15 protein-coding genes, 1 pseudogene and 1 CRISPR repeat array (1 of these 17 cut by a window edge) are annotated in these 17,344 nt (G+C 39.9%); of the genes and pseudogenes, 1 reads left to right on the top strand and 15 read right to left on the bottom strand.

The window, feature by feature from the left end; all coding sequences use genetic code 11:
• Positions 1-183: direct repeats of the CRISPR family, unit length 32 nt; unit sequence GTTTCAATTCACAGCCACGCGTAGGTGGTCGC; it reaches 1,383 nt to the left of the window's first position.
• A gap of 191 nt (positions 184-374) precedes the next feature.
• The 10 genes and pseudogenes from cas2 to cas3 all read right to left on the bottom strand — a co-directional run bounded on the left by cas2 (position 375) and on the right by cas3 (position 10,545).
• A complete protein-coding gene (gene cas2, locus NYR89_RS02895) occupies positions 375-668 on the bottom strand; it encodes a CRISPR-associated endonuclease Cas2 (protein WP_279446260.1) in 294 nt (97 codons plus the stop codon).
• A gap of 66 nt (positions 669-734) precedes the next feature.
• The gene (gene cas1c / locus NYR89_RS02890; protein WP_279446259.1) at positions 735-1,748 is read right to left on the bottom strand and encodes a type I-C CRISPR-associated endonuclease Cas1c; all 1,014 of its coding nucleotides are present in this window, start codon (positions 1,746-1,748) and stop codon (positions 735-737) included.
• A 121-nt stretch (positions 1,749-1,869) separates the two neighbouring features.
• Complete coding sequence (locus NYR89_RS02885) at positions 1,870-2,361, bottom strand: hypothetical protein (RefSeq protein WP_279446258.1); 492 nt, start codon at positions 2,359-2,361, stop codon at positions 1,870-1,872.
• 86 nt (positions 2,362-2,447) lie between these two features.
• Entirely contained in the window at positions 2,448-2,624 is a 177-nt protein-coding gene (locus NYR89_RS02880; RefSeq protein WP_279446257.1) for a hypothetical protein, read from the bottom strand.
• 12 nt (positions 2,625-2,636) lie between these two features.
• Complete coding sequence (cas4, locus tag NYR89_RS02875; protein ID WP_279446256.1) at positions 2,637-3,314, bottom strand: CRISPR-associated protein Cas4; 678 nt, start codon at positions 3,312-3,314, stop codon at positions 2,637-2,639.
• Positions 3,314-4,177 (bottom strand): type I-C CRISPR-associated protein Cas7/Csd2, encoded by an 864-nt coding sequence (gene cas7c, locus NYR89_RS02870; protein WP_279446255.1) that lies wholly within the window; start codon positions 4,175-4,177, stop codon positions 3,314-3,316. Before cas7c ends, cas4 begins: the two co-directional genes overlap by 1 nt.
• Before the next feature lie 9 nt (positions 4,178-4,186).
• Positions 4,187-5,966, bottom strand: a pseudogene (gene cas8c, locus NYR89_RS02865) (type I-C CRISPR-associated protein Cas8c/Csd1).
• Positions 5,963-6,640 (bottom strand): type I-C CRISPR-associated protein Cas5c, encoded by a 678-nt coding sequence (cas5c, locus tag NYR89_RS02860; protein ID WP_279446253.1) that lies wholly within the window; start codon positions 6,638-6,640, stop codon positions 5,963-5,965. The pseudogene cas8c and the gene cas5c overlap by 4 nt, the downstream one beginning before the upstream one ends.
• 149 nt (positions 6,641-6,789) lie before the next feature.
• On the bottom strand, positions 6,790-7,977 hold the full coding sequence (locus tag NYR89_RS02855) for a hypothetical protein (protein ID WP_279446252.1): 1,188 nt from the start codon (positions 7,975-7,977) through the stop codon (positions 6,790-6,792).
• A gap of 279 nt (positions 7,978-8,256) precedes the next feature.
• On the bottom strand, positions 8,257-10,545 hold the full coding sequence (gene cas3, locus NYR89_RS02850) for a CRISPR-associated helicase Cas3' (RefSeq protein ID WP_279446251.1): 2,289 nt from the start codon (positions 10,543-10,545) through the stop codon (positions 8,257-8,259).
• A 263-nt stretch (positions 10,546-10,808) separates the two neighbouring features.
• On the opposite strand from cas3, the gene ycaO reads away from it, so the two are divergent.
• A complete protein-coding gene (ycaO, locus tag NYR89_RS02845; RefSeq protein ID WP_279446250.1) occupies positions 10,809-12,572 on the top strand; it encodes a 30S ribosomal protein S12 methylthiotransferase accessory factor YcaO in 1,764 nt (587 codons plus the stop codon).
• A gap of 65 nt (positions 12,573-12,637) precedes the next feature.
• Here the strand turns inward: ycaO and NYR89_RS02840 are convergent, their stop codons facing one another.
• From NYR89_RS02840 to mreC, 5 genes are all read right to left on the bottom strand, one after another.
• The gene (locus NYR89_RS02840) at positions 12,638-13,435 is read right to left on the bottom strand and encodes a class II glutamine amidotransferase (protein WP_279446249.1); all 798 of its coding nucleotides are present in this window, start codon (positions 13,433-13,435) and stop codon (positions 12,638-12,640) included.
• Between the two features lie 170 nt (positions 13,436-13,605).
• Positions 13,606-14,391, bottom strand: a complete 786-nt coding sequence (gene znuB, locus NYR89_RS02835; protein WP_279446248.1) for a zinc ABC transporter permease subunit ZnuB — start codon at positions 14,389-14,391, stop codon at positions 13,606-13,608.
• A 70-nt stretch (positions 14,392-14,461) separates the two neighbouring features.
• Positions 14,462-15,802: a replication-associated recombination protein A gene (locus NYR89_RS02830; RefSeq protein WP_279446247.1), complete on the bottom strand. Its 1,341-nt coding sequence runs from the start codon at positions 15,800-15,802 to the stop codon at positions 14,462-14,464.
• A gap of 3 nt (positions 15,803-15,805) precedes the next feature.
• Complete coding sequence (gene mreD / locus NYR89_RS02825) at positions 15,806-16,294, bottom strand: rod shape-determining protein MreD (protein WP_279446246.1); 489 nt, start codon at positions 16,292-16,294, stop codon at positions 15,806-15,808.
• A complete protein-coding gene (mreC, locus tag NYR89_RS02820; RefSeq protein WP_279446245.1) occupies positions 16,294-17,343 on the bottom strand; it encodes a rod shape-determining protein MreC in 1,050 nt (349 codons plus the stop codon). The genes mreD and mreC overlap by 1 nt, the downstream gene beginning before the upstream one ends.
• Position 17,344 lies beyond the last annotated feature (1 nt).

Raw genomic sequence — 17,344 nt, 5'->3', positions numbered from 1 at the left:
CCACTAGCATCTACTCTTGTTTCAATTCACAGCCACGCGTAGGTGGTCGCGTGTTGTAGTTAAAGTCTTGCATTTTTCTCAATTCGTTTCAATTCACAGCCACGCGTAGGTGGTCGCTAGCATCAGTCGCGTAGCGTAACTTTTCAATAATGTTTCAATTCACAGCCACGCGTAGGTGGTCGCTCCCTACAAGATAACGCATTGAAACATCAGGCTTTTTAGCCCTTTATTCGCTAACGCTTTGTAGAGAGTGGGAAAAAGTATAGCATATCGCCAATATACTGTACCTTATTTTTTCTAATTCCTTGATTATTAAAGAACAATGTAGATTCGCTAACCTCCTAGCATTTTCATGAGAACTACCGGTTAGCGATCTATAAAATTAACGTATCTTTAAAAATATCCACTGCAGGTTTTGCACCGTGATGTTCGACCTTATTACGCCATTTACTGCCTAAATGGTAAAAACGCAAACTATCACAATCAGGGTTGTAAGTTGCCAATAATTTATTTTTGAGTGCGACCCACTGGTCGGGTGTAACATCACACTCAAACACAGAATACTGAGCCCGTACACCATAATCCAAACAATGCTTAGCAATACGGCGTAGGCGAACCTGCCCTTCTGGGTCATCAAATGAAATGTCGTAGGTAATCAACATCAGCATAGTTGCCAATTCCTCAATAAATAAAACAGAAACAAGCGGTCAGATTTCAACAAATTTTTGCAGATTTTAACGTATTAAAAATGGTGGATATTCTGCCAAATCGCCTCGCAAATGACGAGCCAATAACATCGCTTGGATATAAGGTAACAAACCGATTTCTACTTCTTCCTCTAAAAATGGGTGGATGATTTTTTCTTGTTTTTTCGCTTGCAACGTTTGAAATAGTAATTTTCTTGCTTCAGGCTTGAGTGTTACCGCACCGCTAGCCTCTGTTATAAAATCATCAGGCTTAATCTGCCCTCGATTGATCAGCGACAGCACCATTCTATCCACCCACCACGCACGAAATTCCTCCAAAATATCTTGAGCTAAGCTATCTCGCCCCGGCCGATCTGCGTGCAGAAAGCCAATCTGCGGATCAAGCCCAACGCCTTGCAATGCCCCGCTAATATCTTTCCCTACAATGCTATAAAGAAATGAAAGCAACGCATTCACACCGTCACGAGGTGGGCGGCGATTACGTCCGTCAAAGTGGAAACCACTATTTTCTTTAAGAAGATGAGAAAACACTCCAAAATAACGGGAAGTCGCATCACCCTCAATACCTCGAATCAAATCCAAATTATCCGCAGTTTTCAACTGTTGCAGGCTGTAATTTAATGCGGTAATTGCCGATTGAAGGTCAGCATTTTCGCCGTGATTACGAATTTGCCGTTGTAACACCCGCTTAGATGCTTGAATTTTGGCCGCAATGATGTTGCGAGCCACAGGAACAGGGTTGGTCTCCGACTTTTTATACTGGGCTCGGCGTAACAATACATTACCACTTTGTCGCCCTTGTAACCGCCCAAGATAACGCCCATTTTCGGTAAAAAATGCCAAATTTACGTTATTTTCACCGCAAAATCCCATTAAAAACGGCGACACCAAAACATTCCCAAAACAAAAAATATGCCCAATGGAATGAATCGGCAACTGTACCACTTTCTTCCGATCTTGCTCCACCACCAAGGTTTCTCGCTCTTTATGCAAATAGCTACCTTGGGTGGTGATGTAGAGAGTGTTTTGGAGTTTGCGCATTTGGAAAATTCCTTTGGATTTGACCGCAGTTTTGTTTTAGAACGGCTTGTTGTTAGTCCGTCTAAAAATCGTACTTTCAGATGTTCTAGGATAAAAATAAAAAGCAGATAGTCTATGTATGCTAAGATATTTCTACCAACCTCACATTAAAACAAACTTCCTTATCAATACACTCTATGCTATTGGGAATAGCTTTATAAACTTTATAGTCAGATCTGATCAGTTCTGTTTTAACTAATCGCAATTTTGCCCCACTAGCAAACAAAACTTCTTTCTCATGTCCTTTATCTGTTCCTTTTATCTTATAAGAAAAAACTTTAGTGTATGGCTGAACTACCTTTAACACCAGCAAATCAATTATTCCTGCGTCATAAGCCTTACCAGTCCACTCTGCATTAAGCAAAGCAATTTGCGGGCTAAACGATGTGGAGAATGGTCGTGTTGTTATACATTCAGATCCAATTTCATTATTTCCCCACCAACTACCGCCATGAAACAAAAACTGGCCTTCAGTTAAAACACATCCTATTTCATTTATTACTTGTGAAACACTATTATCTAAAATGTGTCTTCTCTGATAATTAGTTAACTGAGCAGGAGTTTTACTAGGCATAAATTTCCTCCAAGCATGAAAACTCTCATTTACATCTAATGCATTATCAATATGCCTTTCTAAAGCGTTATCTGTCCGAGTCAAAGCTATGTGGACAGTGCGTCATATGCATTTGAAATTATCCTTACCAAATTATCAGGAACGTGCATATTAAAAAATCCATATTCCTGATAATTTTTCAATCTTTCCTCTTGAGTAGCATCTCTGTATTCCCAAAATTCATACGATTTTTCAAATACATTTACTATTGGTAATAACTTCATCTTTTAACTCCATTAAATTTCATTATTCGCAAACAACCCTACCACATACCCCTTAGATCTATCCTTTTCCAACAACTGTGGTTGGCAGAGGTCGATGAGCGAGCAGGCTTTGCGGCGTTTGCTGTATTCGGGGAGCGGGGTTGTTCCGCTGTTTAAAAGTGACCGCACTTCGGCAATGGTGGCGAGCGTTTTGGTGCGTAGTTCGGTGGAAAAAATGATCGGCAAACGGTGGCGGGGTTGCATATACCACAATGCTCCCTCGTTAATGGTTTGCTCGGTCATTTCTTCCAAACATAAGGCTTGGGCACAAAGTTGGATTTCATCAATCGGTTCAAGTTTGGGCTTGCCACGCTTATATTCCACGGGTTTTAGCTCGCCTGTTTTCAGATCTCGCTCGACCAAATCCAAAATGCCACTTATGCCTAATTTTTCTGTCGCGACGTGAACTGTTCGCTCAAAGCGAATCCCTTTGCGAACTTCTGGCTCGCTTGAATCCACTCGCTCGTGCAATGCCTTGCCTTGTGCGGTAAGAAAATTCTCCGCCCACGCTTGTTCGTTGTGAATCAACGCACATTGACGAGGACAAAAAGCGTAATGTTGCAACGCAGAAAGTGAAATCAACCGCTTGTCATCGCCAAGTGCGGTCGGAACAAGCGGTGATATTTCGGCAGAATGTTGCAAATCGCCCATTACAATAATTCTTCAACGGTTACGCCGTTTAAACCTTCAGCTTGCACGGTGATACGGTAGTCATCATAGCCTTTCGCTGGTGTGTCTTTTTCACCATTGATACGTTCAACTTTTACCGTTTCAAACAGTTTATGAGCAGGTTGATTACCTAATTCGCTGTCGTGTTTAAATACGATCAGTTTGCGAGCCGCCATTTCGCCACGAGTCGCGGAACGATCGTGTTCAAACATAAGTTGTAATGCTTGCCAAAGTTTTTGTACGTCTTCATCAGAAAAGCCCGTTTTTTCAGCGAGTTTAGCTGAGATAAAGCCGTGAACACGATAAAGTGCATAAGGTACAATATATTTACGCCCCATAGTGCGTTCTTTTTCAAGATCTTTTTCGTTGGTTACTGCCATTCGAGTAATCGACACTTCTAGCGGAATAATCGGATCGATAGACTGGGCAAATGCTAGTTGTACAGGGCCTCGCACCTGTCCGCTGTTTACTTCGGTAGTCATTACCGCCCCAAAGGTGCGAATATCAAAGAAGTTTTTACACATCCAAGCGGTAATTTCTCGGGCTTTAGCTTCATCTTTTGGTAATTTTTTCGCTTCCGATTCAATCCCTAATGCTTCATAAGCACGTTTGTTTTGTAAGTTCAGAACACTTTTTTCTTTAACATAGATTTCGTAACCCGCCTCGTTTTCATAACTCATTTCAATAAAATTACGAATTTTGCGTTTTAGACAAACATCGGTTACTAAGCCTTTACTACTATCTGGATCAAGGCGTGGCATATTACCCGCGTCAGGGTCACCGTTTGGGTTGCCGTTGGTTACATCAAAGAAAAAGACAAATTCATAGCGATTTTGAATAGACATAGTGTTTCCTTAGTTCTCAATAGATTCAGTGGTTTCTTTTTTTGCAAAATAACTTTGTTTTTGGTGGTAATAGCCAATCGCAAAACGTCCTTGCTCATCAATACTTAAATGGCGAGGGAAATTTTCTGGCAAGTTGGCAATAATCTCGCCTAAATCCTTATCCAGATTGACCGCCATACCGCTCTTATCTTTTCTCAAGCGAGATAAATGATGTTTTGCACCGCTTAATAAGCGAGGGAATACCGAAAACGGCACGGCAGACGCAGAACCATAATAGCGGTCGGCAATGCCAGCATTTAATTCGCCTAACGCTTGGGTTTGGATTCTTTCTAATACCGCAAATAACCTGCCAAGCAAGTAAGCGTAGTTATCGCTTTCTTTATTCAAGCTCATAGGAACTCCTTGTTTAATAAGACCTTTTCTAAATTTTCGTTGTAAAACCGCTTTCATTAACGCTACTCGCAAGCCGTTAATATCGCCATCTGCTCGGATTCGAGTGACCAACTGAGAAAGCAAACTCATTGGATATAAACGACCGCTAATAACCGCCCGAGCCATTTCACCCGCCAAGACAGGAGAAATATTCTCACTTTTGCCTAATGAAGCGGTTTGTAATAACAGTCTCCAAATTGAAGGCGGGGTTTTCCATGGGCAAGGATCAAGAGCAAGATCTTGCCAATGTTCGCTGAGATTTTTCGCCAGTTGCCCAAAGGTAGTATCTAGCCAAAAACGCACCGAAATGCGAGCCGCATTCGGGGCAAGCCCCAACACATAAAAACGGGTATTTTCAGATAATTCGGGGGAAATTTCTGCAAGCGGTCGTCCTTTGCTAACTTCTTGCAATTTTTTAAAGATTTTATCGTTTTCCTGCTCATCATCAGGTGGAGTCATTAAGGCGGAGAAAAAGCCTTCGGCGGCTTCGGCTTGTGCATTATTGTCTGCTTCCGCCCAAAAGACAGTACTGGCATCACCAATCGTTAAACGATGATCCTCTGTACGTAGTAAATAATTTAAAGCAGTGGTGTAAGCAAAGGCGACTTGCTCAGAAACAGGGGCATTACTGCCTTTTTCCTTGCCAAATGAGGTGAAAGATTTGTTATTAAAAGAAATAATTGAACCACCAGAACTTTGCCCACCAAATACTCCTTTAATAAGAGGATGAGTTTGTTGAATTGGCGATAATTTGCCTGAAATTAAGCATAAACCTTTTTCAGCATTATCACTTTGATTTATCAACAAACTTGTCCAAAGAGTTTGTGCGACTTCTCGCTGATGAATATAACTGCTTGTGCCGACTAATTTGAACACGACATTTGCGTCAAGCATTTCGGTTGGGCAGATTGATTCAGCAAAGTGTGCAGGTTGCCATTGTTGCAAGAAATTTTTTATCGCCACTAAGCCTTCATCGCTAGAATCCGCAAGCAAATCTAAATGGTACTGTTTAAATGCCTCAAAGGTTTTCTCGGCGAATTTGATGGGCTGATCTTTGGCGGTGGCTTTGTCTTGATTGCTTTCCACGCCTAGCACATAAGCAGTTTTATCCCATAAAAAATTAGGTTTAATGCCTGATGTGCGTTTTTCAGGGCGAGGCACTCTCATCAATTTCGGTTTCTTGTCAGCGGTTAAATTGGGAATGACATTGACCAAATTTCCCTTTGAATCCAATTCTAGTACCCAACCGATTTTTTCTTCACTAAAACCATAGGAAGGTACTTTGGCTTCGCCTGTTGAACGATCTTCTTGTGTTTGCAAGACGGTAATAATAGCGGGTTAAAGCGGAGAGAATCATGATTTGACCTCCTCGGCATAAAATGGTGGCACATCAATTACACTATTTTTCATTTCTGCACGGAAAAAGCGAGGCTGATTACCGTGTTCAAAATCAATATCGTGCAACATCCAACCTAAATCACGATCTCGCTCATTTTCTGCCAAAAAACATTCAGGCAACGGATCGTCATCATCAATTAAGGCAAAATTTGCGGCAAATTCACGCACGCCCATACAAGGCTGTTGGAAACATTGCCCCTTTTTCGCACGGCGTTTAAACATTTCAATATGCTTGGTAACAGTTTCTGCTTCGCCTGCCATTTTGGTTAACACAGCGTGAGCTTCGATCACATAACCGACATTTTTCAGCACAGTGGCAAGACGCTGTTGGCGGTCATCCTCAATCACGGTATATAAATCCGCCGCTGTTTTACGCTTCATCGCCCCACTGATTTTACTAGCGGAAATTTTACTGCCCAACTCATTACGGCGAACTGACTCAAACTGAATCGGTTTTAAGACATAAATTTTATCAATCACCCAGCGAATTGCCGGCTTCCAATGCACCGCCGCCAAAATCCCCCGTGCCGCAGACGGCGTAATCACATCATAAGACACCCGCTCCACCTTCATTTCAGGACGGGAAAAACAAGCATAATCACCCCAAATATGGAGTTTGATTTTGTTTGGCATATATGCTCCCTTTAGTTATTTAATACACGCCCACTCTTTATTTTACGAGTGGGCGAATTTTTACAGTATTTTCATACTAAATTGTTTCAATACACAGAGCTTTAATTACTAGCACTGGCAGTTATATAAACTGCTCACTTTATATAAATTCAGGATAATTCACTTAGGTTTATATCATTTGCATAAGCTTCAATTAGAGTTATTTCTCTACACTGAGCTGATTTTTTATTTTGTGATTTTTTGTGAGTAAACTGCTGTGGGCTAATTCCCCAAACAGATTCTATTCGTTTCATATACGCCTCACTCAAAACATTCGGACCAATTACTGTAATTTTCTTTCCACTCAGTGCTCTTAGTAAATCATTAAAATGTTCATCTGCAGTGTTAAGTGAATAACCAATGATAATAATATGATCAGCATCTTTTAGCCATTGACCACTCTGAAACCAAAGGTCAATATATTTTTTAGAAAGAATAGGTTTTAATCGTAATGGTGGAACTAGTGATGGAATTAAACAACAAGAATTAGCAGGATCATCTTCATCAAATGACCAATTATCACAAATATGTGATTCTAAAAGCTCTAATGGAGACTTGCTTTCAAAATCATCAAATGTCAAAAGCTCACGATTATCCATTCGCACATAGGTAGAAAGCCCCCCATGAAAATAGATAGTATTTTTCTCACCGAGATAATATTCTAAAAATGAAGTATAGTTCAGGGTAATTCCTTTCCAATTTTTCGGTATATTTTCATAAAAAGGGATATTTTCTTGAGTAGCTCTAACCCCTTTATCTTTATAAAGCAAAAATGCCCAAAAACACCAAGCAATATAGATATAATTTTTAATATCAGGAAGTTTATTGTTATAAAATCCAAGAAATTTTTCTATCAAAAGCTTTTCTATATCAAGGAGATCACCTACAAGAATACTAGCTATACGGTTTGGAGTAGAGTCTAGGCCTTGTCGCAAGGTATAACGTAAAATAGATTTGAATGTATCTGAGACATTAAGGCTTCGAATATCAACGATAGAATCATCCAAATCAAAATCCTTTGCATTCTCTCCAAAAACTTCATCTATTAATTCACGTGTCTTATCATCTATAACATTTGCAGAAGCAATTTTTTGTAATTGATCAAAAAGTCTAACAATAAGCTCACCTTGCTTTTTTTGAATACGCATTTCTTCATCATCAGGAAGCTTAACAATCGTCTCTTGAATACGCTGAATAACTCCTCGAAGTTGTATAGGATCTCTTTGGGTTATATCTGTAATAGCACTGTTAATTAGACGATCAAAGCGAAATCTTAGCCCGCTAATTTTATCACGCAACAGAGCATCTATACGCGCCCCTCCTCTGTATTATTAAGATAGTAACTAATTGCAGGTAAGAGCTCTGCGGCTAATGGGAAATTGATTCCTGATGTCTTATCAACACCTGCACCTGTAACTAGAACAGTAATTTTATTTGTCATAGGATACCTCAATTTAAAAGCTGTTATTGTAATTTGGATATAAAATATAAGTAGCCTATAACTTATCAAGGCTTTTTATGCTTTGCAATGTTTAATTTCAATTTAGTATGAAATTTAAGTTCTATTATTGTAACTTTCAGAATATGCTATTCTCAGCTTTCAAAAACTCCACATTCTCCCAACTTAACCCCGCTACTTCATCATACAAATCCATTCCAATTAAGCAGTAAAACTGTTTGCCGAAGTTGGTTTCATTAATCGCTTCAACTCTGCCTGCCTGATAAAGTTCGGCTAATGCTTTCTCTGGCACTTGCACAGTGTAAGGTTGGAGTTTTCTTAAAATACCACCTACTTGATCCGCATAGCGTAAACGGTCAATAAGGTTTTCGGCTTCTTGGTCGAAAGGGATAATCACCGGAATTAAGTGGCTTGTGATCATTTGGAAATCATCTGCTATTTTTTGGAATGGGAAATTAAGGCTTTGCCCTGCTTTATAGCAAGCATCTAAAATCCCTTTTTTATCCAGTTCTTCTCCCTTAGCATCATACACCGCTTGGAAATAATGATTGATTGCTTGTGGAGTAAGTAGATCTTCTGCGTGAGCATAAACCGTTGAACGCATACAGGCAGAAAGTAAGCCTAACTCTAGTGGTGCTTTCCATTGTTCTTCAGGTTGGAAAACCCAAACATTACTTTCCTCCGCCAAGCGTTTTCCCTCTCGGTTGCAACGCCCCGCCGCTTGAGCCACTGAATCTAGTCCTGCCTCCGCTCGCATAACCAGTGGAAAATCCACATCGACACCAGCCTCAATTAAAGAAGTCGCAATCACTCTGCAAGGTAGATTTTGTTTTAAACGAAGACGAATTTCAGCCAGCGCTTGTGAGCGATGTTTAGCGCACATTAATGTAGTGAGATGATAAGTCCCATCTAAATGTTTCGTTGAATCATACAAGGCTCGGGCATGGCGGCGGTTATTAACGATTATCAGCATTTGTGGGTTATCTGCGAGTTTGGTTTGCGGCTCCGCATCTGTTTGAATACCGATATGCTTTACCGTAGTACGTTTTAACTTTTCAAAAAGTGCGGTTGGATTTGGTGCAATTTCTCGCACATTCTCAAACCCTTTATAGAAACCATTTGCTTGGTGAATTGCCGGTTGTGTAGCGGTACATAACACAACAGAGCATTGATAATTGCGAGCCAATTCATCAATCGCCGCCATAATTGGACGTAATAAATTCAGCGGTAGCATTTGGGCCTCATCCAAAATAATCACGCTACCGGCGATGTTATGCAACTTGCGACAGCGTGAAGATCGGTCGGCAAATAAACTTTCAAAGAATTGCACTGCTGTGGTGACGACAATCGGTGCATCCCAATTTTCCGATGCTCGTTTCAGCTTATCTCGGCTTGATTTATCAGACAGGTTATCGTGATCAAAAGTGCTGTGATGTTCCAATACCGCTTCTGTTCCCAATTCGCCAAAAGCTTTACGAAATTCCGCAACATTTTGCTCAATAATGCTGGTAAATGGAATAACATAGATAATACGGCGTAAACCGTGCTGTTTGGCGTGTTCAAGGGCGAATGCCATAGAGGTAAAAGTTTTACCACCACCAGTCGGCACAGTTAAAGAAAACAAGCCTGTTTCTTGTTTTGCTTGGGTAACTGCATAATCCAGAATTTCGCTCCGCAAGCGGTTTACTTCCGCTTTGCGTTGTGCTTCCTGTGTATTAGGCGTTTGAGAGGCTATCTGCTCTCTAAACTGTGCAATAAATTGATTAAATTGCTGATGAAGTGTGGTTAAATTTGGGTAATTTCCTCGTTCAAGCGGTCTTTTTTCGAGATTAGCATAAAAGGCTTCCGTATCAAGAAAGTCGGCATCCACAAGGCAAGAATAAAGCATTCGAATAAAAAAGGCGTAAGAAAAGAAGGGATCGTATTTAGAGGATTTCAAAGGAGGAGGAGACAATTTGTCCGGCAAATTAAGTTCTTCGCGCCAAATAGGATCAAGCAACGGAAGATCTTTATGACCATGACCAAATTGTTCTTGCAGACGTTGTGTGAGTGTAGAACGATTTTTCCCTTCTCCAGAACCATTAGCCAAACCTGCATGGTGACCGGCAATACAAAACGCCATCATTTTGCCCAAAGGTCCCCAACGCTCCACTGCAATTTTGGCACCAGCAGTGGAATGATTTACCCGCTCTCCGCCATGTAAACGCTTTTGATAGCGTGCACTATATTTGCCCAAATCGTGCAATAGCCCCGTGCGGCGAGCAATTTCTTGTGAAGCGAACGGTGCGACAAATTCAGCGACAAGTAGCCCGACATTATTGGCGTGACTGAGTAAGGTTTGCCAATCTGAATAATCCTCAAGTAACCCCGAATGGGCGTAAAAAGGGTGAACAGTATAGTCTTCCATTTTATACCTTCAATATTTCTTTCCTAATATAAGTAATACTACTTCCAACCAGTTTACTTGTATACATCCTAGATTATATTTTCTTAGCTTAAATCAAACATAAATTTTACTTGCAAAATTCAAAGAAAATTCGACCGCTTGTAATCACTGTTTCCGAGTTATGAATACTGGTCTTTATGCAGAAATTTCACAAAAAATTTACTTATCTGTGGGGATTTTTGCTAGAATGTTGCGATTTTTTACGACAAGTCAAAGGTATTACAATGTCAGAACAAACTTTTATTACCGGTAAAGATCTTGCGCTTGAGGACAGCATTTCTACCTTTCAACATAAATTAAAAACTTTAGGCTTTAACATTGAAGAAGCGTCTTGGTTAAACCCGGTGCCGAATGTGTGGTCAGTGCATATTCGTGATGCAGATTGCCCACAATGCTTCTCGAATGGTAAAGGTGCAAGCAAAAAAGCGGCGCTTGCTTCTGCATTAGGTGAGTATTTCGAGCGTTTATCAACCAACTATTTCTGGGCGGATTTTTATTTAGGTCAAGAAATTGCGAATAGTGAATTTGTGCATTATCCGACTGAGAAATGGTTCCCAATCGAAGATGACGTATTACCGCCAGCGGATATGATGGACGATTATTTATGGGAATATTTCGATCCGAATGGTGAGCTTACGCCGGAATTATTAGTTGATCTTCAATCCGGAAATTACGATCGTGGGATTGTAACCTTACCTTATGTACGCCAATCGGATAACCAAACTGTCTATATTCCGCAAAGTATTATCGCTAACTTATTTGTTTCAAACGGTATGTCTGCCGGTAATACAAAAAACGAAGCACGTGTACAGGGTTTGTCGGAAGTATTCGAACGTTTTGTGAAAAACCGTATTATCACTGAAGCAATCAGCTTGCCAGAAATTCCACAAAGCGTGATTGACGGTTATCCGACAATCAAAGCATCTATCGAAAAACTCGAACAAGAAGGCTTCCCGATTTTATGCTATGACGCATCATTAGGCGGTGAATTTCCAGTTATTTGTGTGATTTTGTTAAATCCGAATAACGGGACTTGTTTCGCTTCATTCGGTGCACACCCGAATTTCCAAGTCGCATTCGAGCGTACAGTAACCGAGTTATTACAAGGTCGTAGCTTAAAAGATTTAGATGTGTTTGCTCCGCCTTCATTTAATAATGAAGATGTTGCGGATCACGCTAACCTTGAAACGCACTTTATTGATTCAAGCGGTCTAATTTCTTGGGATCTTTTCAAGAAAGATGCAGATTATGACTTCGTTCATTGGGATTTCTCAGGTACAACCGAGCAAGAGTTTGCCAATATGATGGCAATCTTTAATAAACACGAGCAACCTGTTTATATTATGGATTATGAGCATTTGGGTGTGTACGCTTGTCGTATTCTTGCGCCGGGTATGTCGAACATTTATCCAAGTGACGATTTAGTTTATGCGAATAACAATATGGGTATGGATTGGCGTGAAATCTTGTTAGATCTGCCACATTTCCATCACGATCGTGAAACTTATCAAGAACTTCTTGATGAATTAGATGAACAAGGTATTGATGATTTAACTCGTGTGCGTGAGTTTATCGGTTTAGTGGCAGAAAAAGGTTCTGCAATGCAAACTTTACGTATCGGTGAGCTTAAATCGATGCTGCATTTAGCGTTAGGCAACTTAGAGCAAGCGTTAGACTGGGCAAACTGGACAGCAAATATGAATGCGAGCGTATTCTCAGCGGAACGTAATAATTATTACCGTCGCTTAATTCAATCGATTGAATTATTCTTAGACAAAGAACGTGATGCGGAACAATACCGTATGGTATTTGAGAAAATGTACGGTAAACAAGCGGTTGAATCTGCTTGGGGCGCAATCCAAGGCGGTAACCCGTTCCACGGTTTAACCGCATCGGATGAATCGCTTGAAAATATGACCGCACATCAGAAATTACTTGATGCTTACCGTAAATTACAGGTAGCGAAAGTAAATCCGATTACAAGATAAAAATATCTAAGCAAAAGGCATAGTTGATTGATTCTATCAACTATGCCTAGTTTTTCGAGCATACACTAAACGTGGGTTTGTGCAGGTAAAGTTCCTTTAATTTCTTCAATTAAATCACCGTTTTTGAAAAAAACATAACCACCATTCTGCATTTTTATCCACTGTTCATTTTTCGTAAGCGGTTGAGTGGTAATAATCGTGACTTTATCATTAGGGGTTGTGTATTTACTAAAATCAATTTCGACATCATCATCACGTAAAGCAGTACTAAACGGTGCTTTTCGCGTCACATAATATAAATTCGTTGAACAACGTGCAATCATCCAGTGACCATTAGAAAGAATAAAATTGAATACGCCGTGAGTGGCCATTTCGGACGTAATCTCAACCACCGCATCAAAAATCTCTTTCTCACTCGGTTTCTTCAAAAAGCGTTCCCTTAATTGAGAAACCAAGCAACAAAATGTCGCTTCCGAATCGGTTGAACCAATCGGTTGATAATGACATTCTTCACAAACACCGACACCTTCCACCGTACCATTATGAGCAAACACCCAGTTTTCACCCCATAATTCACGAATAAACGGATGGGTATTTTCTAAATTGATATCTCCTCGGGTTGCCTTACGAATATGCGAAATAACATTATAGGATTTAATACGATACTCGCTGACTAAATCTGCCATAGGAGATGAAGCCCCCGGACGATTATCTCGAAAAATCCTCACGCCCTTACCTTCAAAAAAGGCGATACCAAAACCATCGGTATGATGGTCGGTTAAACCGGCACGGCGACGAAATCCTTCAAAGGAAAAAGTGATATCTGTTGGGGTATTGCAATTCATTCCGAGTAATTGACACATAAAGTTTATTCTTTGTTAGATAAAGTTGAAAATTATTAAAAATTAACCTTTCGGTTATCACCAAAGCTATTTTCACAAATCTTATAAATAATTCAATAGAACTAGATCAAAAATTTTATAGCTTATAGTCATTATTTATGTCTATATATTCCCATTGATACCAGCATTCGCTATACCCTTTCTTTTCTACAGAGAGAAAATAAGAAAATAGTACCAGCACATACAACCACCGAAGGACCTGCCGGCGTATCTTTCCAAGCAGAAAATAATAACCCACCACTTACAGCCAAAATGCTAAAGAAAATAGCATAACCAACCATCGCTTCTGGCGTTCGAGAAAAACGACGAGCTATTGCAGAAGGGATAATCAGCAAAGACGTAATGATTAAAGCACCGACAAATTTCATACTTAATGCGATTGTTAAAGCAGTTAACAACATCAGTAATAAGCGTAAACGTGCAACATTTAATCCTTCAATTTGAGCTAATTCCGGACTAATCGTTATTGAAAGTAAGTTTTTCCAGAAAAAAGCCAGTATGCTACCAATAAATAATGTGCCGATACCAATAAATACGACATCATTAAAATCAATCGCCAATAGATCACCAAATAAATAGGACATCAGATCTACTCTTACATTGTCCAATAAACTAATCGTAATCACACCCAGCGAAAGGCTACAATGAGCAATAATGCCTAAGACAGTATCCAGTGAATAACTGGTTTTATGCTCCAACCAAACCAAAAGCATTGCCAAAATTAATGTCATAAGAATCACGGCAATATAAGGATCAATTTGTAAAAAAATCCCTAAGGCGACGCCGAGTAAGGCAGAATGTGAAAGGGTATCGCCAAAATATGCCATTTTACGCCATACCACAAAAGCACCCAGCGGTGCTGTAATGAATACCAGTAATAACCCGGCTAACCAAGCCGGAAATAAAATTTCAAACATATCTTTGTGATTCCGAACGCAATATTTCTCTCATATAAGCGGGCTATTTTTTGCAAAATTCGCGAAAATATCACCGCTTGTAACGTTGTACTGTACTGGCTTCATCTTGTGATTTCAGCCATTGCATTTTCTCTTTGATCTGTTTTTCCATTCCTCTTTCGGTCGGCTGATAAAAAACTGTATCCTTCAATTCTGGAGGAAAATAATTCTCGCCAGTTGCGTAAGCATTCGGTTCAAGATGAGCATAACGATATTCTTCACCATAACCCAAAGATTTCATTAACTTGGTCGGAGCATTGCGTAAATGTTCAGGAACATCATAATCTTTAGCTTCTTTGGCTAACTGTTTTGCTTGATTAAATGCGTTATATACCGCATTACTTTTCGGTGCAACCGCCAAATAAATGACCGCTTGTGCTATCGCACGCTCCCCTTCATAAGCTCCGACACGGGTATAACAATCCCAGGCGTTTAATGCAATTTGCATCGCTCTAGGATCTGCGTTGCCAATATCTTCCGACGCTATAGCTAATAATCGACGTGCAACGTAAAGCGGATCACCACCGGCTGTTAAAATACGTGCATACCAATAAAGTGCACCATCCGGAGAAGAACCTCGAACAGACTTATGTAATGCCGAAATCAGATCATAATAACGATCACCACCTTTATCAAAACGGGCTTGACGTTCCCCTAAAACTTCAACAAGTAAATCTTTATTCAGTAATTTTCCTTGTGCGGAATCCGTTGCCATATCGCTCATCAGCTCTAAGCAATTCAACGCAAAACGTGCATCGCCATTAACATAATCAGCAAGTAATTCAATCACATTATCTTCGATATGATAATTTTCTGTCCCAAGACCACGTTCTTTATCTTGTAAGGCATTGGCTAAAACTTGACAAATTTCGACCGCTTTCAAGGGTTTGAGAATATAGATTCTAGTTCGGGAAAGTAACGCATTGTTTAATTCAAAGGATGGGTTTTCAGTTGTTGCACCGATGAAAATTATCGTGCCATCTTCAATATGAGGCAAAAAAGCGTCTTGCTGACTTTTATTAAAACGATGAACCTCATCCACAAAGAGTAAAGTTCGTCTACCGGTTTGACGATTTAATTTTGCTCGTTCAATCGCTTCACGGATTTCTTTCACACCACTTGTTACCGCCGAAAGACGTTCTACTTCAGCATCAAAATGATAAGCAACAATTTCAGCTAATGTTGTTTTACCTGTTCCAGGCGGTCCCCAAAAGATCATTGAATGAGAATGTCCGGCTTCAATTGCTCTGCGTAACGGTTTCCCTTCACCAATCAGATGAGATTGACCGACATACTCTGCTAGAGTACGAGGACGCATTCTAGCAGGTAAGGGTTGGAAATCTGACGAGAAATCAAAAGATAAGCTATTCATAGTTTAACGTAATCTTAATTGACGGCGAATTTGACGCATCAATAAAAAAATCCAAGGCCATAGAATACCGCTAATAATAGCACCGAGAATTTCTTGCGAATTAAATTCAGCACTATGTAAGACTAATTCAACAAAGAAAATTAAGAGACGGATTACAACAATATACAACATCACTAAAATGGCTTGTAACCAGAGCGATAAATTACGCAAAATTAAATGATGTTTTGCCACAAAATAAATAGCAATGGATAAAACTAATGCGTGAATCCCTAAAATTGAACCTAAAATAAGATCCCACACAATACCAGCTAAGAATGCTGTACCAACACTGATTTTATTCGGTAATGCCAATGCCCAATAAATCAACACCAACACAACCCAAGTTGGGCGTAACCCTTGTAACCCTAACGGCCAAGGCATTATTTCCAAAACAAATGCAACGGTAAAAATAAATAATAATACCAAAATCTGAAAAAGTGGATTTGTTCGCATTACTCTGCTCCTTGTTCTGTATGATGATGCTCATCACTGTCCGTTTCCGGCTGAGTTGCAGGATTAATCGGCTCATCCGTATTCTCAAGTATTTCTTCTTTAGTATCTTCTTTAACCTCTTCTTTTTTCTTCTCTTTTAAACGATCAAGAGGATTCAAACTATTACGACGTTCTTCAACCACATCACGAACTTGTTGAGGCGACAAACTCTGTGCCTTACGAAGCTCTTCCGAAGTTGGCCATAATAGAAGTAAATATCTTAAGCGATCAAATGAGGCTAACGGACGAGCAATAATTCTGGCAAATTGACTTTGCGTATCATTTGTTACAGCCTCAACAATAGCAACCGGATAGCCTTCGGGAAAACGTCCACCTAAACCGGAAGTCACTAAAACATCCCCTTTCACCACATCAACCGAACGAGGTAAATTATCGATGAAAATTTCGTCATTATGCCCTGTTCCGTTTGCGATACCTCGAACATCATTCCGAAGCACTTGAATTGGCACCGCATGCGTAACATCGGTAATCAATAATACTCGGCTACTGTTTTCTCCTACAGAGATAACTTGCCCTACCACACCTCGCTCATCAATAATCGGTCGCCCGACAAAAGCTCCGTCATTCTTACCTCGATTGATAATTACCTGTTGACGATATGCATCCATTTCTGCCGTTAAAACTTCACCAATCTTTTTGTACTCATCTTGACGCAACGGAGAACTCAATAATAATCGTAAACGTTGATTTTCCACTTTAAGTTGATCTAACAGCAATAAATCAGCATTTTTTTCACGTAACTGCTCTTTTAAAACACGGTTTTCCAGTTGTAATTTATTATTATCAATAAAATTGTTACTGACGCCATCTAAGACGGAACGGGGAGTATTTGCAAAGTAATATAAACCGCTAATCGCCGTTTCAAGCATATTACGGAATTGAATAATCGCAGAACTTCTACCATCAAAAGCAATGAGTGTGATAGAAATAACAATAGCAAGAAATAGGCGTACACCTAATGATGGGGCTTTAGCAAAAATTGGTTTCATT

Source organism: Actinobacillus arthritidis (assembly GCF_029774155.1).
Taxonomy (GTDB): Bacteria; Pseudomonadota; Gammaproteobacteria; order Enterobacterales; family Pasteurellaceae; genus Actinobacillus; species Actinobacillus arthritidis.
This window is presented reverse-complemented; position numbering and strand designations above follow the sequence as displayed.